Annotated in this window: 22 protein-coding genes and 1 pseudogene; 13 read left to right on the plus strand and 10 right to left on the minus strand. The window is 37.7% G+C overall.

What is annotated here, in order from left to right; all coding sequences use genetic code 11:
- The first annotated feature begins 254 nt into the window (after window positions 1-254).
- The 3 genes from L2B55_RS03915 (at window position 255) to L2B55_RS03925 (ending at window position 4,023) form a co-directional block, all read left to right on the plus strand.
- Window positions 255-1,301, plus strand: a complete 1,047-nt coding sequence (locus L2B55_RS03915) for a methyltransferase (RefSeq protein ID WP_237848988.1) — start codon at window positions 255-257, stop codon at window positions 1,299-1,301.
- A gap of 238 nt (window positions 1,302-1,539) precedes the next feature.
- Window positions 1,540-2,208 carry a hypothetical protein gene (locus tag L2B55_RS03920; RefSeq protein ID WP_237848989.1) on the plus strand — a complete coding sequence of 223 codons (669 nt, stop codon included), beginning with the start codon at window positions 1,540-1,542 and terminating at the stop codon, window positions 2,206-2,208.
- A gap of 99 nt (window positions 2,209-2,307) precedes the next feature.
- Entirely contained in the window at window positions 2,308-4,023 is a 1,716-nt protein-coding gene (locus L2B55_RS03925; RefSeq protein ID WP_237848990.1) for a tetratricopeptide repeat protein, read from the plus strand.
- Window positions 4,024-4,386: 363 nt separating this feature from the next.
- Here the strand turns inward: L2B55_RS03925 and L2B55_RS03930 are convergent.
- Window positions 4,387-5,580 (minus strand): annotated as a pseudogene (locus L2B55_RS03930) (RNA-guided endonuclease TnpB family protein).
- 175 nt (window positions 5,581-5,755) lie between these two features.
- Window positions 5,756-6,994, minus strand: a complete 1,239-nt coding sequence (locus L2B55_RS03935) for an IS4 family transposase (RefSeq protein ID WP_338092193.1) — start codon at window positions 6,992-6,994, stop codon at window positions 5,756-5,758.
- A gap of 140 nt (window positions 6,995-7,134) precedes the next feature.
- Between L2B55_RS03935 and L2B55_RS03940 the strand changes: the two genes are divergently transcribed.
- The 3 genes from L2B55_RS03940 to L2B55_RS03950 all read left to right on the plus strand — a co-directional run bounded on the left by L2B55_RS03940 (window position 7,135) and on the right by L2B55_RS03950 (window position 8,795).
- Complete coding sequence (locus tag L2B55_RS03940; RefSeq protein WP_237850264.1) at window positions 7,135-7,368, plus strand: transposase; 234 nt, start codon at window positions 7,135-7,137, stop codon at window positions 7,366-7,368.
- A gap of 69 nt (window positions 7,369-7,437) precedes the next feature.
- The gene (locus L2B55_RS03945; RefSeq protein ID WP_237848991.1) at window positions 7,438-7,701 is read left to right on the plus strand and encodes a hypothetical protein; all 264 of its coding nucleotides are present in this window, start codon (window positions 7,438-7,440) and stop codon (window positions 7,699-7,701) included.
- 356 nt (window positions 7,702-8,057) lie between these two features.
- Window positions 8,058-8,795, plus strand: a complete 738-nt coding sequence (locus L2B55_RS03950; protein WP_237848992.1) for a hypothetical protein — start codon at window positions 8,058-8,060, stop codon at window positions 8,793-8,795.
- A gap of 10 nt (window positions 8,796-8,805) precedes the next feature.
- Here L2B55_RS03950 and L2B55_RS03955 read toward each other — a convergent pair whose 3' ends face one another.
- Window positions 8,806-9,789 carry a GlxA family transcriptional regulator gene (locus L2B55_RS03955; RefSeq protein WP_237848993.1) on the minus strand — a complete coding sequence of 328 codons (984 nt, stop codon included), beginning with the start codon at window positions 9,787-9,789 and terminating at the stop codon, window positions 8,806-8,808.
- A gap of 127 nt (window positions 9,790-9,916) precedes the next feature.
- Between L2B55_RS03955 and L2B55_RS03960 the strand changes: the two genes are divergently transcribed.
- Entirely contained in the window at window positions 9,917-10,408 is a 492-nt protein-coding gene (locus tag L2B55_RS03960; protein ID WP_237848994.1) for an SRPBCC family protein, read from the plus strand.
- Between the two features lie 46 nt (window positions 10,409-10,454).
- Window positions 10,455-10,916, plus strand: a complete 462-nt coding sequence (locus tag L2B55_RS03965; RefSeq protein WP_237848995.1) for an SRPBCC domain-containing protein — start codon at window positions 10,455-10,457, stop codon at window positions 10,914-10,916.
- A 79-nt stretch (window positions 10,917-10,995) separates the two neighbouring features.
- Here the strand turns inward: L2B55_RS03965 and galB are convergent, their stop codons facing one another.
- Complete coding sequence (galB, locus tag L2B55_RS03970) at window positions 10,996-13,545, minus strand: beta-galactosidase GalB (protein ID WP_237848996.1); 2,550 nt, start codon at window positions 13,543-13,545, stop codon at window positions 10,996-10,998.
- Between the two features lie 230 nt (window positions 13,546-13,775).
- Between galB and L2B55_RS03975 the strand changes: the two genes are divergently transcribed.
- The 3 genes from L2B55_RS03975 to L2B55_RS03985 all read left to right on the plus strand — a co-directional run bounded on the left by L2B55_RS03975 (window position 13,776) and on the right by L2B55_RS03985 (window position 16,550).
- Window positions 13,776-14,624 carry a hypothetical protein gene (locus L2B55_RS03975; protein WP_237848997.1) on the plus strand — a complete coding sequence of 283 codons (849 nt, stop codon included), beginning with the start codon at window positions 13,776-13,778 and terminating at the stop codon, window positions 14,622-14,624.
- Between the two features lie 126 nt (window positions 14,625-14,750).
- Window positions 14,751-14,969 carry a hypothetical protein gene (locus tag L2B55_RS03980; protein ID WP_237848998.1) on the plus strand — a complete coding sequence of 73 codons (219 nt, stop codon included), beginning with the start codon at window positions 14,751-14,753 and terminating at the stop codon, window positions 14,967-14,969.
- Between the two features lie 78 nt (window positions 14,970-15,047).
- Window positions 15,048-16,550 carry an NAD(P)H-hydrate dehydratase gene (locus tag L2B55_RS03985; protein WP_237848999.1) on the plus strand — a complete coding sequence of 501 codons (1,503 nt, stop codon included), beginning with the start codon at window positions 15,048-15,050 and terminating at the stop codon, window positions 16,548-16,550.
- An 83-nt stretch (window positions 16,551-16,633) separates the two neighbouring features.
- On the opposite strand, the gene L2B55_RS03990 is transcribed toward L2B55_RS03985, so the two are convergent.
- The 3 genes from L2B55_RS03990 to lipA are packed head-to-tail and all read right to left on the minus strand — an operon-like array spanning window position 16,634 to window position 18,864.
- Window positions 16,634-17,413, minus strand: coding sequence for an anti-sigma factor (locus tag L2B55_RS03990; protein ID WP_237849000.1), 780 nt, complete (start codon window positions 17,411-17,413; stop codon window positions 16,634-16,636).
- An 8-nt stretch (window positions 17,414-17,421) separates the two neighbouring features.
- A complete protein-coding gene (locus L2B55_RS03995; RefSeq protein ID WP_237849001.1) occupies window positions 17,422-17,967 on the minus strand; it encodes an RNA polymerase sigma factor in 546 nt (181 codons plus the stop codon).
- A gap of 18 nt (window positions 17,968-17,985) precedes the next feature.
- The gene (gene lipA / locus L2B55_RS04000) at window positions 17,986-18,864 is read right to left on the minus strand and encodes a lipoyl synthase (protein WP_237849002.1); all 879 of its coding nucleotides are present in this window, start codon (window positions 18,862-18,864) and stop codon (window positions 17,986-17,988) included.
- Window positions 18,865-19,139: 275 nt separating this feature from the next.
- Between lipA and L2B55_RS04005 the strand changes: the two genes are divergently transcribed.
- The gene (locus tag L2B55_RS04005; protein ID WP_237849003.1) at window positions 19,140-19,544 is read left to right on the plus strand and encodes an OsmC family protein; all 405 of its coding nucleotides are present in this window, start codon (window positions 19,140-19,142) and stop codon (window positions 19,542-19,544) included.
- A gap of 79 nt (window positions 19,545-19,623) precedes the next feature.
- Here the strand turns inward: L2B55_RS04005 and L2B55_RS04010 are convergent, their stop codons facing one another.
- Together L2B55_RS04010 and L2B55_RS04015 are read right to left on the minus strand one after the other, a co-directional pair.
- The gene (locus tag L2B55_RS04010) at window positions 19,624-20,688 is read right to left on the minus strand and encodes a TerC family protein (RefSeq protein WP_237849004.1); all 1,065 of its coding nucleotides are present in this window, start codon (window positions 20,686-20,688) and stop codon (window positions 19,624-19,626) included.
- A 100-nt stretch (window positions 20,689-20,788) separates the two neighbouring features.
- On the minus strand, window positions 20,789-21,760 hold the full coding sequence (locus L2B55_RS04015) for a polyprenyl synthetase family protein (protein ID WP_237849005.1): 972 nt from the start codon (window positions 21,758-21,760) through the stop codon (window positions 20,789-20,791).
- Window positions 21,761-22,276: 516 nt separating this feature from the next.
- On the opposite strand from L2B55_RS04015, the gene L2B55_RS04020 reads away from it, so the two are divergent.
- Window positions 22,277-24,004 (plus strand): DUF1508 domain-containing protein, encoded by a 1,728-nt coding sequence (locus tag L2B55_RS04020; protein WP_237849006.1) that lies wholly within the window; start codon window positions 22,277-22,279, stop codon window positions 24,002-24,004.
- Between the two features lie 68 nt (window positions 24,005-24,072).
- Here the strand turns inward: L2B55_RS04020 and L2B55_RS04025 are convergent, their stop codons facing one another.
- Window positions 24,073-24,948 (minus strand): pirin family protein, encoded by an 876-nt coding sequence (locus L2B55_RS04025; RefSeq protein ID WP_237849007.1) that lies wholly within the window; start codon window positions 24,946-24,948, stop codon window positions 24,073-24,075.
- Window positions 24,949-24,995: the final 47 nt, after the last annotated feature.

Below are 24,995 nucleotides of genomic sequence, written 5' to 3' on the forward strand. Positions count from 1 at the left end.
ATTGATTCCTTCGGCTAACGTTTAACCTAGTAGCAAAGTTTGAAATTCATGAGGATAAAAAAGCGGTTTAAAGTTACATTAAGCCAATAATTGAAAAACATTAGTCAGAATCTTTATACCCTCCTCTCGGTCATATCCCCTCATTCGTCTGATCGTACAAATCATAGAATTCAATGTTTGCTTTTTTATGTCAAATGGAAAGATTGATTATCCCAAAATAATTTCTCAATTTAAATAGAAAATAAAGCAGCAATATGACAAATTTAACAAACGCGCAAACTCAAATAACGCCCGCACGCATCATGGAAACAGGATTGGCTTTTTGGGTGTCAAAAACGTTACTTTCAGCCGTTAAGTTGGGAGTATTTACGCTTCTTGGCGGAAATAAGAAGCTGAGTGGAAAAGAAATTCAAAAAGCTTTAGGATTGCATGATCGAGGTGTATATGATTTTTTGGACGGATTGGTTGCTGCTGGTTTTTTAAATAGAACGGGGCTACTTGAAACTGCAGAATACAGTAATACGGATGAGACTGAATTATTTCTTGATAAAAACAAACCCTCTTATCTTGGGGGTATTCTGGAAATGGCCAATGATCGCCTATATAGATTTTGGGCTGATTTAGATGAAGCTCTCATCACTGGCAAGCCTCAAAATGAGATGAAGCATCATGGAATTTCAATGTTTGACGAGTTGTATGCCGACTCTGCACGTCTTAAACAATTTATGAATGCAATGTCGGGTATATCAACGGGCAATTTTATTGCACTTGCTAATAAGTTCGATTTTTCCCCTTACCAAACGCTTTGCGATATAGGAGGAGCTGCGGGAATATTATCCATTCAGGTTGCCAAGCATAATCCCCACATGAACTGCACCACTCTTGATCTGCCACAAGTGGCTCCTATAGCCAATGAAACTATTGCGTCCCATGGGCTTAACGACAGAGTGAAAACCGGTGTAGTTGATTTCTTTACGGATGAATTTCCGAAATCAGATGTGATAACAATGGGTATGATTCTGCATGACTGGGACCTCGAAAACAAAAAAATGTTGATTAAGAAAGCGTATAATGCTTTGCCCGAAGGAGGTGCTTTTATAGCCATTGAAGCACTGATAGATGATGACAGGAGAAAAAATATTTTTGGTTTGATGATGTCGCTAAATATGCTGATAGAGTTTGGTGTAGCTTTTGACTTTACCGGAGCTGATTTTGAATCATGGGTTAAAGAAGCCGGGTTTAGTCGGGTCGAAATTATACCGCTTGCAGGTCCATCCAGTGCGGCAGTTGCCTATAAATAACATTTATTTACAAGAATTATTAGGCTATAAAACAAAGCAGTTGGAGATTTAAAATCTTCCCTAGAAAGAACTTGAGAACAGATTGATTAAATCCATTCATAGAGTTTGAGATTGCCCTACTATTAGGAATCATTGGCACTATTCTTGACATTAACCAATCGTTAATTAATTGTTAATTGTAAAGGCAGTCAGTCAAGAATGGATCATTAACGCATGATCTATTAAGCTCTCAATTTCTATGGAAAAAATCAAATTTCAATCTAAATCTTTTCTGGGGTATAAATTCTTGTTGTATTTCAGTTACATTATAGCTTTCTTAATAATACCTGTTGTAGCAATAACAAGCCACTTACTCCATATTCCTGTTTACCATCTAACCAGAGATATTGCAGCTGTTTTGGGTTGTCATCCTTTTACAGGTATTATGTCGAATCTGGGCGTGCTTATCTGGTGCATTACGGTGGCAATTTGCTTTTTTACAGTATCAATTATCAGGTTTACTAGGGAGAATGAATATACCGGGTTTTTATTCATTTCCGGGTTATTTACTTCTTTTCTAATGTTGGATGACTTCTTTATGTTTCATGAATATGTCTTTCCTAAAATTTTTCACTTACCGGAAAAGGTGTTTGACTCTCTATATGTAATGCTTACGGTGCTTTATCTCTATAAATATTATAAGGTAATTCTTAAAAATGATTTTTTGATAATATTCCTCGCTTATTGCTTTTTTGCCTTGTCGATGTCTATGGATGTGTTTTTCGATCAAAAAGGCTGGGAATTTCTATTTGAAGACGGCCTTAAATTAATGGGTATTATAAGTTGGTTCGTCTTCTTCAGTAGGGTTTGTTTTACTCAGATTACTTCGGTCTTGGCCGAAACAGAGCCAATTCTTGAAGAGGTTTAATTCATTCATGTTCGTTCGTTTTAAGTAGTTGAAAAACATTAATTTAGTGCTTGTTAGGGTGGCATTCTCCAGCCTAATGACATATCTCACTCAATTGATATGCGAAAAGTACTAAACAAGGTATCCGAACTGCTTTGTGTTTTTTTGTTGGTATTTGTCTCCTGTCGTGAAAAAAATAAAGCACCAACATCGGAAGCAATAAATTCCATGAACCTTAAGGTGGGAGAGATTCCTTTTTGCGGTCCTGCTGACAAGCAATTTGGGGCTGTAGGGTTTGGAACATCATGTTCCGAAAAGATACAGAAAGAGTTTGAACTGGCTTTAGCACTCTTGCATTCGTTTGAATATGACGAAGCTGAAAAGATGTTTGCAAAGGTTATTGATTTGGCCCCGGACTGCATGATGGCCTATTGGGGAGTAGCCATGTGTAATTATCATCCTCTTTGGGCCCCTCCTTCGCAATCCGAGCTAAAAAAGGGTTCCAAAGCCATCATAATTGCCAAATCCCTTACATCAAAGTCAAAAAGAGAGTCGGATTACCTTGATGCTATTGCTTCATTTTATAAAAATTGGGATAAAATAGATCATCGCACCCGAAGCCTCCGATTTGAAAAGGCGATGGAAGTAATTTATAAAGAATATCAGAACGATAAAGAAGCCGCCATTTTTTATGCCTTATCACTTATTGCTGCTGCAAATCCAGCTGATAAGACGTTTGAAAATCAAAGGAAAGCTGGTTCTATTTTAAATGAACTCTATCGTCAAGAACCTAATCATCCGGGAGTTGTCCATTATATTATTCATGCTTATGATTCTCCGGAGCTGGCAGAAAATGCATTGCTTGCTGCAAGGCAATATGCGTCTATTGCTCCATCGTCTGCACATGCGCTGCACATGCCTTCGCATATTTTTACAAGGCTGGGATTATGGTCTGAAAGTGTTAAATCAAATCTTGAATCTATTGCCTCAGCCCAATGTTATGCTGAACAAACTGGAATAAAGGGGCACTGGGATGAGGAACTTCACGGCCTTGATTACCTCGTTTATGCTTATCTGCAAAAAGGAGAGAATGTGTTGGCAAAAAAGGAATGTGATTACCTTCAATCAATTCAAGTGGCTAATCCGGTTAATTTCAAAGTTGCATACGCTTTTGCCGCTGTTCCAGCTCGTTACTTATTGGAAAATAAACTTTGGAAAGAAGCTGCAGGTTTGCAAATTCAGAAGACAAATGTTAACTGGAATGATTATCCGTGGCAAAGAGCAATCCTCCATTTTGCACGTTTGCTTGGCTCAATACATATTGGTAATTTAGATTCAGCCAGGGTAGAGCTAAAACAATTAAATTCGATTCATGATATACTGGTGAATCAAAAAGATGAGTACAAAGCCAACCAGGTATTAATTCAAATTAAGGCATCTGAGGCATGGCTTTTATTTAAAGAAGGGCAGGAGGATGAAGCACTAAAATTGTTGTACGTGGCAGCCGATATGGAAGACAAAACAGAAAAGCATCCAGTTACTCCCGGAGAGGTGATGCCTGCTAGAGAACTATTAGGAGATATGTTGTTGCAAATGGATAAATCCGCGGAAGCCTTAATTGCCTATGAAGCAGATCTTAAAAAACATCCTAACCGGTTTAATGGCCTATATGGAGCCGGATTAGCAGCCGAAAAATCAAATCAGATTGAAAGGGCAGCGTTTTATTACAGAAAACTTATAGCAATTGCGAATTCACCTGGGGCCAGCAGGCCTGAACTTGAAGCGGCTAAGATGTTTATAAAAAAGAAAGGAGCTTTGTATTCTACTATTCGCTAAAGTCATTTAGTGACTCAATAACAGTTGGTTAAGGGTGTGACGGACAAATTGAACTATCTCAATTGGGTAATTTTTAGGTTTTTATCTAAATTACTTCTCAAACCTATCCATATGAAAACACTGCTTACTGAAAAAACAGAACTTGAGGATTATATTATTTTTACCTACAGAAGAGTCAGGCGAGCAATAGGTTACTTAGGATTTTTTTGCCAATCATCCTTGTCATTCTTTCTCTTTTTAGTTTTTTCAAAACTCCAATTCAGCCTTCGATAAGTGATTATTGCTATACCAATTTTCGAGAGATCCTTACAGGAACTTTAAGCGCTGTATGTAGGTGTAGGACTGTTTCTTATCAGGTGTGAACTACCCATTTGCTAAAGACAAATGGGCTTCGGACTTCAACGCCTTGTGCTTCTTTTCAGAAGTCTTATTTAAGGCTCTGCCCGTGTTATCGGAGAGTTCCGCCCCGATTATTCTTAATCCTTCTTCAAGGATATTTTTACTTGCATTTATGTCCCTGTCTAAAGTATGCCCATTTGGACAAGTCCATATTCTTTCAGAAAGAGTTAAGTCCTGATGGATATATCCACATTCGTTGCAAGTCTTTGACGATGGATAGAAGCGATTGATTTTAACGATTCGTTTATCATTCCAGTTTGCTTTATATGCTAAAAGCTTGACGAATGTTCCCCAACTTGCATCCGCTATATGCTTTGCAAGTTTATGGTTGGTCATCATTCCCTTTACGTTCAAATCTTCCAAACATATAATATCGTACTCATTGGTTATCTGTGTAGATACTTTATGCAACACGTCAAGTCTTGCATTTGCAATCTTTTCATGTATTGCAGCTACTTTTAGTCTTTGCCTGTTTCGACTGTTTGAACCTTTTACCTTTCTTGAAAGATGTTTTTATGCTTTTGCTAATTGCCTTTCATATCTTTTTAAATGATAGTTATTTTTAAACCTTGTACCATCGGAAGTAACAGCAACATCTTTAATTCCTAAGTCGATACCAACTTGTTTTTCCGTTGGTTGAATTTGCGTATGCTGCACTTCACAAAGAATAGAAGCAAAATAGTTACCTGTCGGTGTTTTTGAAACTGTGCAATGTTTCACTTGGCCTCTTAATTCCCTGTGTTCAATTATTTGGATACCCTCTTTGAATTTAGGGAAAACCAATTGGCCATGTTCAATCTCAACAAATTGCGGAACAGTGAAACTATTCTTTTTGCGTTTGCTTTTAAAGCGTGGAAATTTCGCATTGCCCCTGAAAAAGTTTACAAAGGCGGTATCTAAACTTCGTAATGCCGTTTGCAAGGTTTGGCTATTGACCGCTTTTAACCACTCCGTTTCTTCTTGCTTCTTTAGCAATGTCAATGAGCCTGCTTGTTTATGGTAATTGTCGGATTTTTTACGTTCCTTATATTGTTCAATTCTTTTATTCAAAAAATGATTGAATACAAAGCGGACACTCCCGAAATGCTTATTCAAAAGAACTTCCTGTTCCTTTGTCGGTAACAACGCAAAACGATAGGTCTTATATATTGTTTTCATTTTCGGTGTAATGATAATACTTTTTTTACAATCCCGATAAGGGTAAAGATTGTTTCACCAAAACTTCGCTACCAGGTCACACTCATCCGAACTTTTTCCATTTCGTCTAAATTTAAGGGCTTAGCGAATGAATACAGGGGTTTTGCTATGAAAACGGCAGAAAACAAGTAGGGAGTCAGGTGGCAAAAAGCGTATGCTCCCGTTCATTTTTCATAGTAGCCTGTACCGGACGGATACTTCGGACGAGGGGCTGTATTCGTTCAATCACATAATCAAGGGTCAGGTAATAGCACAGGCAGATACGGATTTTCTCTACAAAGTTGGAAAAGGCGGTTCTGCCTTTGGCTTTCACTCTTCTGAGCAGTTCCAACAGCAGGTAGGTGATCAGGGCTACAAAGATTTGCGATTTAACGGCGTTTTCACTCGTGCCGATGAATGTTTTAACATTCAGGTTTTGTTTGAGTTGTTTGAAAAATATTTCAATATCCCAGCGGCGTTTGTAAAGGGCGGCAATGGTGGCAGCCTTCCAGGAAGTATTATTGGTGATGATTTCCAGTTGCAGATTGTTTTCCTGATCAAACACCACCACTCTTCGCAGAATCTCTAGCGATAGCCTGTTGGCTTTTGCTTTCGTGCCGGTTAAATGAATCAATTCGTCCTTTAGTATGTGTTGGTCTTCCTGCTCAGGCAGCTCCAGTTCTTCGATCACTTCATATACCGTATTGTCCTTTATGCGGGTGACAAAGGTGTTTTGAGCTTTTATGCTGGCCAGGATTACCTCATAATCCCAATAGCCCTTGTCTTCCAGGATGATGGTATCCTTTGGAAAGATAGTTTGTTCGAAACCTTTGCTGTCATGCGTTTGGGCCTGGCTGATGTTGACCAGGTTGGGCAACATCATGCTTTCATCCCATTGGGTGTGGATTTTAAGACCTCCTTTAGCTGTCCGAAACTTTGCCCAGTCAAACATGCTTAAACAAACGCTAATCGTGCTGCTATCTCGAATCAACAGGGTTTTGTCTTTGACTTCCTCCACAATTTGCTGATTGGAGTATTTACTCAGGCTGCTGCCGTAATGCTTCAACAGGGCCGTATAAAGATGGTCAAACACTTGCCAGTTGCGTTTTTTATTTCCATCGCTCATGGTGCTTTTGGCGGGGCTTTGCTGCAATCCGAGGTCTTTAATGAAGGTTTCGGATACTCCGATGCCCACCGAAATATCCTCCAAAGTGCTGCATTTACACAGCTGTCCGAACAAAAGCGCGACTAAATGGTCGTAAGTCTTGTATTTATGGCAGTATTTATCACTATGATATTTCTTAATGGATTGATTCAGTAGATAACGAGGAATTAAATCAATTATCTGGCGGATTAAAGGTTTATCATTATTTTTGGTGCGGCGAAAAAGGCTCATCTTTTGAAGTTTGGTCACCTCAAATTTGGACTTTTTTCGCCTTTTTTAATTTTGGACTTTCGGATAGTTGTGCTACCAGGTCTAAAAAAAGTAATTACGTTTCCACAAATCGTTCAAAGCATTATCTTAAATGCCATCTCATTTTTGTTTGCAAATACCGTAAAAAGCTGCTTGTAGGTGATTGGGATAATGACATGAAGTCTATCTTGCTTTCAATTACTTCTAAATCTGATTTTGAACTTGAAGTATTTGAATCTGACATAGACCAGATCCATTTCCTTATTCGCTACATTCCACCTCTTTCGGTTACTTCCATTGTTCGTAAATTGAAGCAGGAAAGCACCTTGCAATTTGGCAAAAGTACAAAAACATAGTGTCAAAGAACTTTTGGAAAGAACACACCTTTTGGAGCGATGGATATTTTGTTTGCTCTAGGTTAGCGTTTGTCGCTTACATCCCATCGGTTGACTGATGGGTTTTACGCTCCTTTTTATAAAGGGCATGGTAATGTGTTGATTTGGAAAAACGATAACCTGCTCACAAATATCGCCGGAATTATGGCCATTGTGGTGGCATTAGTTCCAACCAATCCCAATCAGGCAGCTGATAAAATTTACAGCTTTATTCCATACGCTCAAGAATGGCTGGGAACACTTCATTATGTATTTGCAGTGTGTTGTTTTTGGTTTTTACTTTGTTGGCTATAAATGTTTTTACTATTGGTCAGGAAGAAAAGTTCAACGTCCCCAAAAGTATCTTCAATGAAAACAATATCTACAAATTCTGTGACTATTCGATATTAGTGTTCATTATTAGGGTTCCCATCTCGGATAAATTTAAAAAAAATTCCATATTCAACCTTGGTCTTTGAATCTCTAGCGCTATTTGCCTTTGGTATTGCATGGCTAATTAAAGGACGCGCTTTAGGAGATAAAGGGAAAATCGGACAAAAAATATACAGCGAGCATAATCCCGTTAGTACAGAAAAGGATATTGAGAAATAGTAAAACCTAAAGCATTTAATATCTTTACGGCACAACTACTGATTAGTGAAATCCACAAAATGAAATTATTGAATCTTCTGGCTATCTTAACTTTTTGTCTGTTCAATTTTGCAAAGGCTGAAACTCAAAACTATGTAGGGAAATTAGGTAAAGCGGATGTGGTTTTCCATTTGGAGTTTAACAACTCGGATATTACTGGTTATTATTTTTACCAGAACGTCGGTATAAATATTAATCTTACAGGGAAAATTGAAAACAATGTTTTAACTATTTACGAGTTAGATTACAATAAAAATAAAACAGCAGTAATTACTGCAAAGTTTGATGATAAAAATTTGCGTGGCATTTGGAAGGATAAAACCAGCAAAGAGGCCTCTTTGGAATTAAAAACCACAAACTTGAAAGTTCCCGAACTGCCTAAAAATTTATGGGGCAGCTACCAAAACACCGAAGATCCAAAGTGCAAGTTTATCCTCAGTATTTATCAGCAAGTTGGCAGGTTCTTTTACCGATTGCAAACAAGCGAAAAAGATTTAACTGGCAAGTTGACCTTTTATAGAAGTTTGGAAGAGGGGAGGGTTTATTTAACACTCACAGGAATTGAATGGGCCGAGTACGAAGGGGCATTAGATGAAGATGGAGAACCAAAAGTTAAAAATTTGAAACTCCCAATTGGAATAGAGGGTTTGTTGAGTGAAAATGAAATTGTTTTTCAGAATTACGGTAATTCAATGAATTATTATGTAAAGTTTAGTGATTGCGGGGCTAAATTTATACATCTGACAAAACAAAAATAATGGTTGGGTGTCAGTAAAGTACATTGCTTGCTTTATTATATTTATTCTTGTAGTCCAAAGGAGATAATCCTGTTATCTTTTTAAATACTTCCCTAAAAGCTTTATCGTCTGAATAACCCACATCGTTCATAATTTCAAAGATTGTTTTGCGCCCATTTTCCAGCTCTTTCTTTGCAGCTTCCACCTTTACACGTTGCAGATATTCAACTGGTGTGTTTCCGGTGGCTTTAATAAATCTGCGGTCAAAGTTTCGCCGGCTAATTGCTAGTTTTGAAGCAAGTTTTTCGAAAGAAATCCTCATTTCAATATTTTCTTCAATATAGGTTTGGGCCTTATTTATTAATTCATCTCCATGTCCTTTTTGAATATGAAAAATGGTAAAAGGCGATTGAGTGGTTCTTTCAATGTCAATCTGGAAAATTTTTGAGCAGAAAACCGCTGTTGTTCTATCGAAAATCTTTTCAACCAGGTAAAGCATCAGGTTTAAGAATGAATATCCACCCCCATTGGTGTAAATGCCATTTTCGTCGGTAATGATTTTATCCTCAGCAGTTTTAACAGAAGGAAACATCTGTCTGAATTTTTCAACCGCATTCCAATGGGTTGAGCATGTTTTTCCTTCAAGTAAACCTGTCGCTGCCAGTAGAAAGGCTCCTGAGCACATGCTTGCAATTTCAGCGCCGCATTTATATTGTTGGTCAATCCAATCAATGAGCTCCTCATTCATTTTTACTGTTTTGGCATAATCTCCAAAAATGGAAGGAATGATTAGCAAGTCAGTTTTGGGAACCTGACTAAGGTGAATGGGGTGCACCGAAAAATAACCGTTATTTATTTTTGACTCTGATACTAAACCAGCAATGCGAATTTCAAGTTTGGAACTGTGTCCAGTACTTTTCCAAAAATCATTGGCCCGGCTAAGAATTTCATAGGCTCCGGCTATGCTGTTCAAGTTTAATTCACATTCGGGGACAACTATTGTGATATATTTCATAAGAAAAACTTTAGCTAAATGTAGCTAAATGGATTGTCCAAATCAACCTGTGATAAAGTCTGATTTGCACCGTAACTATTTCTGTTTTAGATAATAGCTTTGGAGTAAACTAATAAAATTTATAAAAATGAACACATCTGATTTTACTACCACTTTGCTGGTAGATAACACTCCCCTGGAAGTTTTTAATGCCATCAACAACGTTCGCGGATGGTGGTCAGAAGAAATTGAAGGCAATACCGATAAACTCAATGATGAGTTTATTTATCATTACAAAGACATTCATTATTGTAAAATGAAATTAATAGAAGTTGAGCCCCAAAAAAAAGTGGTTTGGTATGTTTTAGACAACTACTTTAACTTCACTAATGACAAAAGCGAATGGCGGGATACCAAGGTTTGTTTTGAAATTTCTGAAAAGGAGAGCCAAACTCTGCTTCATTTTACTCATGAAGGTTTAGTGCCGGAATACGAATGTTTCAATATTTGTAACGAGGCTTGGAGCAATTATGTACACAACAGTTTGCGTAATCTAATAGAAACTGGAAACGGACTGCCTAATCCTAAAGAAGGCGAAGGATACAATGCTGAGTTGGCTAAGAAATGGAAACTGCAATAGTTTATATCCAAGTACTTTCAATAATCTTCTGTTAATTAATAAAAGTATGGAAAATCATAGTTTCACTACCAAGTTTCTGGTAGATCAAAGCCCAAAAGAAATTTTCGACGCTATTAATAATGTGCGGGGATGGTGGACGGAGAACGCTGAAGGCAATTCTGAAAAGTTAAATGATGAATTCGATGTTCGATTTGGAGACGTGCATTATTCTAAGCAAAGGCTGATAGAAGTTATACCCGACAAAAAAGTGGTTTGGCTTGTTACTGAAAGTAATCTCAATTTTATTAAGAGCAAAAGGGAATGGACGAATACCAAGATAATTTTTGAGATTTCTAAGCAGGGCGATAAATCACAGCTTGTTTTTACTCAAATTGGATTGGTACCTGAGTTGGAATGCTATAAAGATTGCTCAAACGCTTGGAGTGATTACATAAATAATAGCTTGTACAATTTGATAACTACCGGTAAAGGACTGCCAACTCTTAAGGATCCGATTATATCTTCGTAATAGAATGCTGTATCCAATTATGAAACACAAAACTCCATTTGTTTGCAATGGAGTTTTGTGTGGCTTTGGAATCAAAAGTCTACTTTGCCAAAACAGTTGTTTGGGCACTGGTTATATTATTGCTTTTAGCTTTAATTATAATTGTACCTTTTGCCCCCTTCTTTGCTTTTACAATTACCAAGGCTAATCCGTTATAAGCATGTTTGGTTGAACTTTGGAAAGATTCAAAACTGGTGGCATCTCCGTTATCGGTTGCAACTATTTCTCCGGGCCCCTCAACTTCGAATTGAATTTCTGGTTTAGAACGTGGTACCAGCAAGCCATCCTTGTCTTCTACCCGCAATGTTATAAATGCTAAGTCTAATCCATCATTTGCAATTTGAGAATGATTAGATTTGAGAGAAAGCTTTGCTGCCTTTCCAGTGGTCTTTACCATATCTTTCGCCCATTCTTTGCCATTTTTATAGGAAATTACTTTTAGCTCTCCCGGCTTATATTTAACCTCATTCCAAACCAAACGAAAATCTTCTCCAGGTTTTTTCGTTTTGCGCCCAAGACTCTGCCCATTAAGGAATAGTTCTGCTGCATCTCCTGAAGTGTATACATGCACAGGAACAATTGAGTCTATGCGTTCTTCCCAATTCCAGTGAGGAAGAATATGTGCCATTGGTAAATCAGGTCGCCAGTGTGCTTGGTACAAGTAATAACGATCTTTAGGAAAACCTGCCAAATCAATGATGCCAAAATAGCTGCTTCTTGAGGGTGGATTACTTTTTTGCATTTCCTCCAACTTTTTCTTCAATTCTTCCTTTTTAGAGGGATCGTTGCGGAAGTTGAGCAAATTGGTTTCATCAGATCCATATGGTGTAGGCTCTCCCAAATAGTCAAACCCTGTCCAAACATACTCACCTAGTAGATGCATGTATTGGGCATTGGTTTTAAATTGAACGTCAGGAGAACAACCCCAACCTGGTTTTGCTGAATCGTAAGAGGTGATTTGCCAGTTTTGATATTCCTTTCCAAAAAAATACTCTCCACGGGAACTCACGCAGCTGGAAGTTTCACTCCCGATTGTCGGTTTATTTGCATAACGAGGGTCAGCATCCCACCGGGCTTGTTGACTGAAAAAATAATTTACCCCCATGATATCCAAAGCTTCCACCGCTCCAACTTCGCGTCCACCATCAGGATCATTATATCCATTGGATACCGGACGAGTAGGATCTTCTCTTTTTACGATATCGGCAAGGTGCTTTGTCATTTCTATGTCTCGCTGATTCATTACTTCATTGCCAATACTCCAGATAAACACACTAGGATGGTTTCTGTCTCGATGAATCAATGCTTTTAAATCCTTTTCATGCCACTCGTCATATATTTTATTATAATCGTTAGGTTTTTTGCCAGTTTTCCAGGCGTCAAAGGCTTCATCCCAAACTAGAAATCCCATTTCATCTGCTAATTGCAAAAGTTCAGGAGCAGGAGGATTATGTGAAGTACGTAATGAGTTACATCCCATCTCTTTAAGCATCTGTAACTGACGTTTTAATGCACTGGTATTTATTGCAGCGCCTAATGCACCAAGGTCATGATGATTACAAGTTCCTTTTATCTCAACCCTCTTTCCGTTAAGTAGAAAACCATTTCGGGCGGTAAATTCTAATTTTCGTACGCCAAAAGTGCTGTAATAAGTGTCCACCACTTTGCCTTTTACTAATACATTCGTTTTCGTAAAATAGCGGTTGGGTTGCTCAATAGTCCAAAGTTTTGGTTGAGTAAGGTTTATTATTGTAGAAGCAAGAGTATTGCCTCCTGGTTGAATTGTCAGACGAATATCATTTGAATTTGCCACACTCTTACCGATATTATTCCCAATTCCAGCTTCATAAATTTGAGTTTGAAGGGTAGCTTCAATAGTTTCTTTACTTTGATTGTCTACCGTTACGTCAATATTAACTTTAGCTGATTGTTCAGTAATATCGGGAGTTGTAATATATGTCCCCCAGTGCCCTACATGTACGGGATTGGTTTTTACTAACCATACATGCCTGTAGATGCCAGCTCCTGGATACCAACGAGAGTCCCATTTTTCAGTATTTAATCTTACGGCCAGAACATTTTCTTTTCCCGGTAAGATATATGGCGTTAACTCCATTCGAAATGAGCTGTAGCCGTATGGCCAAGTTCCTATATATTTTCCGTTTAGCCATATTTCAGCATAGGCCATTGCTCCGTCAAAATCTATGAACATCCTTTTGTTGGCATCCTCTTTAGCTATCATAAAATGTTTTCGGTACCAACCAATGCCTTTCCATGGAAGTTTGCCTGTTTCACCTGCCAAATCTATACGGAACGGCCCGGTGATTGCCCAATCGTGGGGCAGATCTAATTTTTGCCAGGAAGCATCAAAGTATGATAAGTTTTCTATTCCTTTAGGTTCTTCTAGTCTGGATCCATCTGCTTGTAATCCAAATCTTTTGAACAACCAGCCTTGATCAAAATTCTGCGTATTGGCTTCCCCTAGCCGAATTATTGATTTGTTTTTTTGGGCAAGTAGCGGAGTAGGACTGACAAAGATTCCAATAATAAACGCCAGGAAAGCAGTTGTTATTTGTTTCTTTATTTTCATTTTTTTCAAGATAAATTAGGATTAGATTAAATATCTGAGCCGAATATCCATAATTTGTATTAAAGTGGCAAAGCTAAAACGTTTCAGCATGTTTAAAAGTACTAGAAAATTGCTGAATAAGATTGTTCATGTATAAGTAGGTATACTATTGACTATCTGTGTATATTGTATATTATAATCGGAAAATAATTGATGCCGAAGATTAAGATCTTAACCAAAAATGTTACGCTATGAGAGAACGTATTTCATTTATCGAGTCTCATGAAAATGGTATAATAGGAAAAAGAGTGATTTTGGTAAAAATAATCTGGGCAGTTCTTCTTATTCTTTCTATTTCATTTCTTTCTGCTGCGATAATAGAGAATGAACATAGCTTGCGTTACAGTTTACTCTTAATTCTTATTTGGACGCAAAGTATTGGCTTTCTCTATCTGGTTCAGAAAGGAGAGAATGTTCGATTAATCGCCATTCTTTATATCACTTTATTACTGTTCTTGATTTTTGGGTTTTCCTTGTTTGGAGGGGGGATGAAAAGTCATGGGATTAGAATTTTGCCAATTGTAGTTTTGTTTGCCGGGTTAACAATGGGAAAAAAAGAATTATGGGTATTTGGTGTCGCTGCCATTTTGATAGGGCTAATTCTTGTTGTTGTTGACTCTTATAATTTTCTGCCGGTTAAGGAGCCAATAGGGCTTTCGTCATTAACATATTGGATACATACATCCACAAGTATTATTCTGCTTTGTTTTCTTGAAAACTTGTCCGTAGAGAAATTACGTGGTGCATTAACCAAAACCCAGGAAGAGCTGATGTTGCGTAAGCAATCGGAAGAAGCTTTAAAGTTGAAGAATGAAAAGCTTACTGAAATTGCACACATACAGTCTCACATGGTAAGAGCTCCAGTGGCAAATATTTTAGGGTTGATTAATTTAATTAAATCCAATAATGAGGATGGCACTCTGGATACTGAAGTTCTTACAAATCTTAAAGCAGCTGCCGAGGATCTTGATTCTATTATTCACCAAATTGTTCAAAAAGCATGTGAAGTTGATCATATGGCAGAAAATGAGACTGAATAAGTGACTATTAGTGACTCGTAATCTTTGTGTTTTTCATTCCGGTTTATCAAAGAGTGTAAAAAGCGACATTCTTTTTAAGCCGAAATTGGTTAAATTTATAGGTGGTTTTATTTTAATCCTGATGTTATGAAAGAGCTTAGAAACAAATTCCATGAGGATATGATTTCCGGTACAACTGCCAATCGCGCATTTTTGTCGGGTAGAGTTGAACAAAAAAAGAGAGGCATCTCTAATAGTGGCGGACAACTATCTTTTCAAACCGATAATAAACAGGCTACCATAAACAGAGGAACGACCAATCCTGATGTGCAGGGCAAGAAACACTCTCCGCGTGTTCATCATTAATTTATATAAAGACACAAAAGAAAGACCTTAATTGCCAAGGTCTTTCTTTTGTTTTATTGCCAAAAACAAAATCAGTTAGTGCAAAAAATATTATCATCATCTCAGATACGTCAGGCAGATCAATATACAATTGAAAATGAACCCATCGCCTCTATTGATTTAATGGAGCGGGCAAGTAATGCCTTTGTAAACAGATTTGTGCAGGAAATTACAAAAAAGAATACCTCTATAACGGTTTACTGTGGAACTGGTAATAATGGAGGGGATGGATTGGCAATTGCCCGCTTATTGCACAATATGCATTATGAGCATGTTAGGGTTATTATTTTGCAGCATTCCTTCAAAACGTCTCCTGATTTTGATGAAAACCTGAGACGCCTTCGCAAAATTTCTTCTATAGAGATAATTTTGGTACAGGAAAATTTGGATTTGCCAGCTGAAAATGCTGATATATTGATTGATGCTGTTTTAGGTTCAGGGCTTAACAAGCCATTAGAAGGTGTGCTAGCTTTTTGGATTCAACAATTGAATCAATTGAATAAAAAGGTGGTTGCGGTCGATTTACCTACCGGGATGCTGGCAGATGAACCGATTAATAAAAACAACATTGTGTTTAAATCTGATTGGGTAATCTGTTTTCAGCAGCCTAAATTAAACTTTTTACTTCCTGAGTCGGCGAAGTTTATGAGCCGATGGAGTGCTGTGAACATTGGATTGAATGAACACTTTATACATCATTGTAGTAGCAATTATGCCCTGATTGAAGAAAATGATATTCGATCAGTTTTAATGAAACGCGAAAACTTTAGTCACAAAGGAACTTTTGGACATGCTTTAATAATAGCGGGGAAGGAAGAAACTATGGGCGCAGCTCTTTTATGTGCGGAGGCTTGTTTAAATTCAGGAGCAGGACTTACTTCAGCCTATATACCTTCGAACGGTTTAGCGGCATTTAACTGTCGTTTGCCAGAGGTGATGGCGGTCATAAGAAATAAGACGAATTTGGATTGGGACAAATACACTGCATTAGCAATTGGCCCAGGATTGGGGACTGATAATGAATCGATGCGGCAGCTCAACGATACTCTTTATAATTTCAGAGGTGCTTGTGTATTTGATGCCGATGCTTTAAATATGCTGGCGGAGGATAAAACATTGTTTGATTTAGTGCCTGAACAAGCAATCCTTACGCCACACGTTAAGGAATTCGATCGTTTATTTGGCATGCACGAGAATTGGAATGAAAGGGTAGTCACAATGCAAAAGAAGGCTGTTGAGCTAGAGTTAATTATTGTTTTAAAAAACAGATATACCATAATAGCTACACCAACTGGCCATGTTTACTTTAATAAAACAGGGACTCCTGCTATGGCCATTGGAGGTTCAGGGGATGTTCTTACGGGACTAATTGTTGCTTTGTTGGCCCAGGGTTATACTGCCTCGCAAGCTGCACTAACAGGAGTTTATTTGCATGGGAGGGCAGGGGACGCATTGGAGGAACTTGGTTTGTCTGTAATTCTCCCAAGTAATTTAGCCAGGCAAATTAATAAAACGATTTTTCAGCTAAATAATAAAATATGATCTACAATCGGAGTAAAAGCAAAAGCACCGACTCTAAATTTAATCGGTGCTTTTTGTTTATTATACTTTGAAGTTTTATTTGTCTAAATGTTTCCCTTAACGTACATTTTTTCCATTGTTGGATTAGGGCTGCCGCCTCGTGGTTCCAGGGTTATGGCAAATGCTTGGGCCCCTTTAATGTCTTTCATTTTAAACATTGTTTTTTCGCCCTTTTTAACATCGAAAACTCCGGCATCAACAGGTTTGCCATTAACAAGAGCCCAAAGTTGATATTGGTGGTTATTGTCGTTTTCGGGTAAATTAAGCATATCGATCATCACATCCGCATTCTTTGCATTCCAATAAACCATAACTCCGTTTCCCGGAAATGAGGGGGTAGATGCCAAATGGATTTTTATGATATCAGGATTATGTAACACGCCTTTATAGGTGTTCATATCTGCTTTCATGGAAGCCATGTCGGCTGCTGTTTTTGTATTTGTTTCACGTTCAGCAACTAACAGTTGTTCAGAAGATTGCCAGCGTTCCCAGTATGTAAAGGCTGCAATACTACTTACTAGTAATAAAGTAAGACAGGCTGCCATTCCATAGGCAAATAAACGTGTAGGGTATAAGGGAATTTCTGGTTTTTCAGATTTATGGACAGAAATCTGCTCTAAGATCTGCTGTTTAACAACTGGATTAGGTTCCATTCCCATAGCAAGTGATGTGCTTTCAAAATTTTCTTCAATTTTAGCGAGTTCTTCTGCAATTTCGGGGTAGCGAGCAGCTAATGTAAGGACTTCTTGAGCCTCAGCTTCAGACAACGCTCCGTAAACGTATGTTTCAAGTATTCCTGATTCTATATATTCTTTTACGTCCACAGCAAATATCAGTTAAAAAATTTCCTTAATTCCATAATTGCCATACGTAAGCGTGTTTTTACCGTGCCTAAAGGAATGTTTAGCTCTTCGGCAACTTCACTTTGCTTAAATCCTTGAAAGTATATCATTTCAACGATGATCTTTTGTTCAGGTTTAAGATTAAGCAACAAGTCCTTTATGCCTACATGCTCAGGCGATAAGGAAATGCTTGTCAGAAGATCAATAGTACTTACGCTATTATCCAGCTCCAGGTTTTTACTTTCATTTCTGAACGATTTGGAACGTAGGTGGTCTATGGCTTGATTTCGTGCAATATTAGCCATCCAGGTAAACAAGCGTCCTTTACTGGTATCATATTGGGTGGCATTGTTCCAGATTTTTAGAAAAACCTCTTGTAAAATATCGTTTGATTCCTCTTCAGATTGAACGATACGAAAGATTATACCATTTAATGCTGCAGAATACATGTTATACAATGCTTCAATTGCCAGCTTTTGCTTTTGCTTGAGCCCGGTTACAAGTTCTTCTTCAGATAATGTTAAACGTTTCTTCAAGATGAAATCAGCTTAAGATTATAAGGGGAACAAATGCTTTTCGGCATGATAAGAAGAACGTACCAGCGGCCCGCTTTCTACATATCTGAATCCTTTTGCCAATCCAACTTCTTTGTATTTAGCAAATTGATCAGGGTGAATAAACTCAATAATTGCATGGTGATTTTTGGTCGGCTGCAAGTACTGACCAATGGTAAGAATGTGTACGCCCGCTTCTAGTAAATCATCCATTGCTTCAAATATTTCATCCTCAGTTTCGCCAAAACCAAGCATGATGCCTGATTTGGTACGTAAACCAGCCTGATTAATACGTTTTAAACACTCTAAGCTACGATCGTACTTAGCTTGAATACGAATTTCTCTTGTTAAACGGCGAATTGTTTCAATATTATGTGAAACAACCTCTGGTTTTTCTGCCAAAACTCTCTCTAGGTTATCCCATTGACCTTTAAAATCCGGCAACAAGGTTTCCATAGAAGTCTCGGGACTTTTAGCACGAATAGCTCTGATGGTTTCCGCCCAAATTGTAGAACCCCCGTCTTTTAAATCGTCACGGTCAACTGAAGTAATAACACAGTGCTTTACCTGCATTAATGCTACAGAGGTTGCTACGCGCTCAGGTTCTTCTAAATCAACCGCTAACGGACGGCCGGTTGCAACGGAACAAAATGAACAAGACCGTGTACAAATATTGCCCAAAATCATAAATGTAGCTGTGCCAGCTCCCCAGCACTCTCCCATATTCGGACAGTTGCCACTCTCGCAAATAGTATGAAGTTTATGATCATCAACCAGTGAACGAACGTGTGCATATTCTTTCCCGGTTGGCAGTTTTACGCGCAACCAATCTGGTTTCTTTATTCTGGGTTCGGCTTTTACTACCGGAAGTTCAATCATATCAACAACAATAACTTAAACTAAAACCCCAATTTACTTAAATTGTTGGGCAAAATTTCAAAGTGCAAATATCTTAATTTAGTTTATTACTTTTTTGTTAATTGGTAATTAGTTGATTCAGCTTTTTTTGAAATTCCTTGCAAATAGTGAGATCTATTGTTAAGGTTGACAACTTGAATCGTTTTTTAGTAGTTTTGGAAGGTAATAAGCTTAATTTTGATCAGGCGAAAAATAAAAGCCTGAACAAATAATGCTGGTTTAAACTTTAATATTAAATGGCTACAGTTAAAACAATTTATAAAGGCGATTTACGTACAGAAGCAACGCATTTACAATCCGGAACAAAGATCATTACAGATGCCCCAACTGATAATAATGGGAAGGGAGAGGCTTTTTCACCAACAGATTTAGTGGCTGCTGCTCTGGGTAGTTGTGCTATGACTATTATGGGTATTGTGGCTAATAGAGAAAATATTGACCTAAAAGGAACCGATTTTGAAGTTACTAAAATTATGGGGACTGATCCTCGTCGTATTGTGGAAGTCCAGGTGGTTTTTAATTTCCCAAAATTGGATATAGACGAGCGTCAGCGTAATTTGCTAGAGAATGCTGCATTGACCTGTCCGGTAGCCAAAAGTTTAAGTGCAGAACTGGTACAGAATATCAAATTCAACTGGTAATACAACACGCTTAATAGTGAATAAAAATGCCCGTAACTATACATTACGGGCATTTTTTTATTTATAAACAAGTGTGATTTTAATGTTGTTTTACTACCTCTTCTTTTTCTTTTTTAGGGAACATCAATGAGGCAATTACACTTATACTTAGAATAGACAAGATAATAATCAATGAATGGGATGTTGTAAATCCTATTGTTTGGAGATAGTTATGGGCTAACATTTTTACACCAATGAATACCAATAGGAATGAAAGTCCGATTTTAAGGTAGTGAAATTTATGGATAATGTTAACCAACAGGAAGAACATTGATCGTAAACCCAAAATGGCGAATATGTTTGAGAAGAACACAATATAAGGGTCTTTGGTTACCGCGAAGATGGCAGGGATGGAATCGACTGCGAAAATTAAATCGGTAAACTCAATTACAAGTAACACGATAAACAATGGAGTTACCATGTTTTTACCGTGCTTGTGCACAAAGAAATGATTACCCTCATAGTGCGGCCAAACTGCAAAAACCTTTTGTGCCCAGCGAACAACTTTGTGATTTTGCGGATCAATTTCGTCATCGTGGTCACGATTAATAAACATCATCACGCCAGTGTATACTAAGAAGGCCCCGAAAAGGTAAAGGATCCATCCAAATTTTGCAATTAACGTTGCACCAACGAAGATGAAAAAGAAGCGCATGATGATGGCACCCAAAATCCCCCAGAATAATACGCGGTGATAAAGTTTCTTTTCAACGCCAAAAGCTGTGAAAATTAATACGATAACGAAAATATTATCGACAGAAAGTGCATATTCAACTACGTATCCGGTAATAAACTCGAGGGATAAATTTTGACGATACAGATCTAAGCTGGCCTCAAAGTTGTCCGGAATTAATGAAATATTATGCTTGTGGGCTTTTACTACCTCCTGTAAACGAGTCATGTCGGTAATTCCATGCAGTAGATCACCTTTGAAATAGATCGCCGTATAGAACCCTAGAGCCAGCGAAACCCAAATGATACTCATTATCAGTGCCTCTTTAAGACTCACTTCATGGTCTTTTTTGTTGAAAACCCCCAAATCTAGGCTCAACATTGCGATAATGAAAAGTAAAAAACTACCGAAATAAATTAATTCGTTTGACATGATTTATGATAAAATATGAAATATACAGGGTTTTACTATTGCAAGAAGAATGCTTGACGAGGGAGAATAGTTCCAATAACTATTCTCTTCATGTTTTTTGTTATTTTTTTCGCTCCGTGGTGTATCTAACCAGTTGTTCAAGCGATCTTCGTTGCTCAGTATCAGGAAACGTTCTTAAGATATCAAAAGCTTCTTCCTGGTAATTAAACATGATTTTCTCTGCCAGTTCCAGGCCTCCTGTGCGTTTTACAAAAGCAATCACTTCCTGAATTTTGTCCGGTTCTTCATTATGATTTTTTACCAGATTGATGATTCTTCTTTTTTCGGTTTTATCGCATTGTTTTAAGGCATATATTAAGGGCAGAGTAACCTTTTTCTCCTTAATATCAATGCCTCTAGGCTTACCAACATCGTCATGTCCAAAATCAAACAAATCATCTTTTATTTGGAAAGCGATACCAATTTTTTCGCCAAATAAACGCATGCGTTCAATTTCTTCTGCCGAAGCCCCTGAGGAAGCTGCTCCGCATGCACAACAAGAGGCAATTAATGAGGCAGTTTTCTGACGGATGACTTCAAAGTATATTTCCTCCTCGATATCCATTCGACGCACTTTTTCCACCTGAAGTAATTCGCCTTCACTCATTTCACGAACAGCATTAGATACAATTTCCAACAGATTGTAATCTTTGTGTTCAACCGAGAGCAGTAATCCTTTTGAAAGCAAAAAGTCGCCAACTAAAACAGCAATTTTGTTTTTCCAAAGTGCATTGATAGAGAAAAATCCTCTACGTTCATGAGCATCGTCTACTACATCATCATGAACAAGGGTTGCAGTATGCAGCAACTCAACCAAAGCCGCACCCCTATATGTTGCTTCCGTTATTTCACCACAAACTTTAGCTGAAAAAAACACAAACATAGGGCGCATTTGCTTGCCTTTACGTTTGTAAATGTAATGGGTAATACGATCGAGCAATGGAACGGAGCTCTGCATTGATTTTTTGAATTTATCTTCAAATAAATCAATTTCGGCGGCTATAGGTTTTTTAATTTCGTCTAATGTCGGCATTCACGTTCGGTGCTGCTTATTGCATTGTTATAACTAAAATTGTTCAGCATTTGTGCTGATGCTTAACGGGAATTGTTTATAAGAATGATAAAGTGGAAAAACTTTACAAAAAAATGATATTCCGGTATTCCGAAATATCTCTATCTCCACATGAGAATAAACAACCTCTGTTAAAATCTTTAGGGGCCAAATATACTTAGTTAGCCTTCATTATAATAATTTAAGATTATAAAATTATTTTGTCTTGCCCAATCAGATTTTATCCCAATTAAATATTAAAACAAATACCAGCATTTATAATAATGAATTATTCACTATAATATAATTTGCTGATTTTCAGAATAAATATTAAATTGTAAATGGCTGACTTGAAATAACCGATAGGTTAATGATTTTGATTTATTGTTTAGGTTTATTCTTGTTGGTCACTTTTTACAATCATTCCTGTTGTTGTTCCTGCATCTCTTTTATAATGCCCAATTGTTTAATGGTGAGATAATTTAAAAACATATTACTATGCTATCAGAAGACTATCTAAAGTTTACTCGTTATCAAAATCAACCTGCTTCAGAGCATGAAGGGTTCTCTGTTTTTTTTGATGAGGAATCCGGTAAGCATTATTTCGCAATGCTTGATGATGATAAAACAACCGTATTATTTATTAGTGAAGGTTATCCTAATGAAGAAATCCGTGATAACGGGATTAAATCGGTAATGACTAATCGTGATTTGGATGAGCGATATTTGGTTAAATCGTTAGAAGATGGTCGTTACTTCTTGAGTATGAGGGCTGCGAACAATCAAGAGATTGCCCGCAGTAATTATTTCTACTCAAAGGCAGAAGCTCAAGCATTACTCCCCTCTGAACGTAAAATGGCAAAGGCTGCATTGACTGCAATTGAGTCATCCAGTAGAGAAGATAATTATTTACATTGTGCTGATTACGAACATAAGCCTAAATCAAATTATGCTGATTTTGTAAGCTTTCAGCATGAAGCAAACGGACAATACTATTTTGCATTAATAAACACAGATAACAAAGTTTTACTAAGAAGTGAAGGGTATGCCACACCACAGGGAAGGGATAATGGGATAGAGTCAGTTATTAAGAATAAGGATACTCCAGAACGCTATTCTGTTCGTCATTTTACAAGTGGAGCACGTATGGTAATGTTGTTTGCTGCAAATAGAAAGGAAATTGGCCGTAGTTGTCCAATTGATGATGATAATACATTGTTTGCATTGTTTCCATTGCTTGCACCTTTGGGTATGGGCTTAAAAATAGGTACGAAAGAAGATGACTATCTAGGCTGTCATGAATATACCGGATATAATGCAGATGAGAATGAAATAGCCCGTTTTGAAAAAAACAATCAATATTATTTTGCTTGGTATGACGGAAATGGGAAGGTTTTGCTTCGGTCAGAAGGATTTGAAACAGAGCAGGCTTTGAAGGAAGAACTTAATTTGGTGTTAAAGTACAGGAATAATGAAAGTAGGTATGATGCTATAGAAAAAGCAGGTTATAGAATTAGGGTGTTGAAAGATGAAACCGGAAGGGAAATTGGCCGCACTTGTCCTGAGAAAATAGTAGTGGTGCCACCTCCACCTCCTCCTGTAGCAGCTCCTGTTCCTGTTCCTGTGCCAGAACCTTCTGCTGGCTTTAACTGGTGGTGGATTTTGTTGCCATTGTTACTCTTAGCGGCATTCTTTTGGTGGAGAAGTTGCAATAAAAAAGCAGAGGAAGTGGCCCCTCCTGCGCCAGCTGTGGTTCCTGCTGATACAATGAAGGTTGATACGATGCAGCAAATGACTCCGAAAGCTTCAACCTCTGAAGTTAGGCTGGGATCCATTTTGTTTGACTTTGATAGCGCAGAATTAATGTCTGATGCGGTTGCACAACTCGATAAGTTGGTTAGTGTGCTTGAAAATAATCCAAATTATACAGCTGAATTGAGAGCCTACACTGATGCAAAAGGTAGTGTTAAGTATAATGTTGCTTTAAGCAAGCGAAGGGCAAAAGCTGCCAAGGATTATCTTTTGAAAAAAGGAATTGCTGTAAACAGGATAACGGCAGATAATTTTGGAAAAAGCAATCCGATTGCGAAAAATCACTTGCCAGATGGTTCAGATAGTGAGCAAGGTCGCCATTACAATAGGAGAGTGGAAATCAGAGTTCTTGAGAGTGGTAAAGATGTAAATATTGTTGATTCAATTAATGTACCATCTGACTTGAAAGAATAAATTGTTTTTTAACAAAAAGCGCCATAGTACAATGTGAAATTAGTGCCATGGCGTTTTGTTTTTACGAATTATTTTTCTGCAGGCAATGGAACAAAGTCAGTTTCTTCAGGTACCGGTTGGAATTCTTGGTTAAGCCATTTCTGTTTGGCGAGTTCTATAGTTTCTTTACTTGATGAAACAAAGTTCCAGTAAATAAAACGCTCTTCTTCAAAAGGAATGCCTCCAAAAATGTAAATAGTTGTATCAGCATTGATGGTGAATTCACACAGAGAGGCTTCCTTTGCCACTAAAATTTGTTTAGGCTCATATGTAAAACCATCATTTTCAATGCTTCCTTCCAAAATATACATGCCTGCTTCTCCAAATAATTCTTGGCCAATTTTTAAATTTTGGCGCACAGGGCTATGTATTTCTAATAAAAATTGTTTGCTGTAGGTAGCCACCGGAGATTTATATCCGAATGCTTCGCCTGCTATCAATTTAAAGGAAACTTCTCCGATTTTCCATGCAGGCAGATGTTCCGATTCAATATGCTGAAAGGCAGGTTCCATGCTTTCCTTGTCTTTAGGTAGTGCAACCCATATTTGTAACCCATGTATATTTTTCTCAGAGTTACGAAGATATTGAGGCGTGCGCTCTGAATGAACAATCCCCTTTCCTGCAGTCATCCAGTTAACTGCCCCTGGTTTAATTTCTTGTTCAGTTCCTAGACTATCTCGATGCATTATGGCTCCTTCAAATAAGTATGTAAGAGTTGACAGGCCAATATGTGGATGGGGTGGAACGTCCAAGTTTTGATAATCTTTTAAAGCGGCAGGGCCCATATGGTCAATAAAAATGTAAGGCCCCACCATTCTTTTCCCTCTAAAAGGCAACAATCTACCCACTAAGAAATTGCCAATGTCGGCAGGTCGCTCTTCTATGATTAATCCAACGTTTGACATTATATTTTATTTATGATAACAAGTGTTAAGTTACAACTAAATTGATC

It is taken from the genome of Solitalea lacus, assembly GCF_022014595.1.
Taxonomy (GTDB): Bacteria; Bacteroidota; Bacteroidia; order Sphingobacteriales; family Sphingobacteriaceae; genus Solitalea; species Solitalea lacus.

Bases quoted from the DNA above. Each gene is read 5' to 3' on its own strand.
- L2B55_RS03915 (WP_237848988.1), top strand. From the start codon at position 255: ATGACAAATTTAACAAACGCGCAAACTCAAATAACGCCCGCACGCATC.
- L2B55_RS03920 (WP_237848989.1), top strand. From the start codon at position 1,540: ATGGAAAAAATCAAATTTCAATCTAAATCTTTTCTGGGGTATAAATTC.
- L2B55_RS03925 (WP_237848990.1), top strand. From the start codon at position 2,308: ATGCGAAAAGTACTAAACAAGGTATCCGAACTGCTTTGTGTTTTTTTG.
- L2B55_RS03935 (WP_338092193.1), bottom strand. From the start codon at position 6,994: ATGAGCCTTTTTCGCCGCACCAAAAATAATGATAAACCTTTAATCCGC.
- L2B55_RS03950 (WP_237848992.1), top strand. From the start codon at position 8,058: ATGAAATTATTGAATCTTCTGGCTATCTTAACTTTTTGTCTGTTCAAT.
- L2B55_RS03955 (WP_237848993.1), bottom strand. From the start codon at position 9,789: ATGAAATATATCACAATAGTTGTCCCCGAATGTGAATTAAACTTGAAC.
- L2B55_RS03960 (WP_237848994.1), top strand. From the start codon at position 9,917: ATGAACACATCTGATTTTACTACCACTTTGCTGGTAGATAACACTCCC.
- L2B55_RS03965 (WP_237848995.1), top strand. From the start codon at position 10,455: ATGGAAAATCATAGTTTCACTACCAAGTTTCTGGTAGATCAAAGCCCA.
- galB (WP_237848996.1), bottom strand. From the start codon at position 13,545: ATGAAAATAAAGAAACAAATAACAACTGCTTTCCTGGCGTTTATTATT.
- L2B55_RS03975 (WP_237848997.1), top strand. From the start codon at position 13,776: ATGAGAGAACGTATTTCATTTATCGAGTCTCATGAAAATGGTATAATA.
- L2B55_RS03980 (WP_237848998.1), top strand. From the start codon at position 14,751: ATGAAAGAGCTTAGAAACAAATTCCATGAGGATATGATTTCCGGTACA.
- lipA (WP_237849002.1), bottom strand. From the start codon at position 18,864: ATGATTGAACTTCCGGTAGTAAAAGCCGAACCCAGAATAAAGAAACCA.
- L2B55_RS04005 (WP_237849003.1), top strand. From the start codon at position 19,140: ATGGCTACAGTTAAAACAATTTATAAAGGCGATTTACGTACAGAAGCA.
- L2B55_RS04010 (WP_237849004.1), bottom strand. From the start codon at position 20,688: ATGTCAAACGAATTAATTTATTTCGGTAGTTTTTTACTTTTCATTATC.
- L2B55_RS04015 (WP_237849005.1), bottom strand. From the start codon at position 21,760: ATGCCGACATTAGACGAAATTAAAAAACCTATAGCCGCCGAAATTGAT.
- L2B55_RS04020 (WP_237849006.1), top strand. From the start codon at position 22,277: ATGCTATCAGAAGACTATCTAAAGTTTACTCGTTATCAAAATCAACCT.
- L2B55_RS04025 (WP_237849007.1), bottom strand. From the start codon at position 24,948: ATGTCAAACGTTGGATTAATCATAGAAGAGCGACCTGCCGACATTGGC.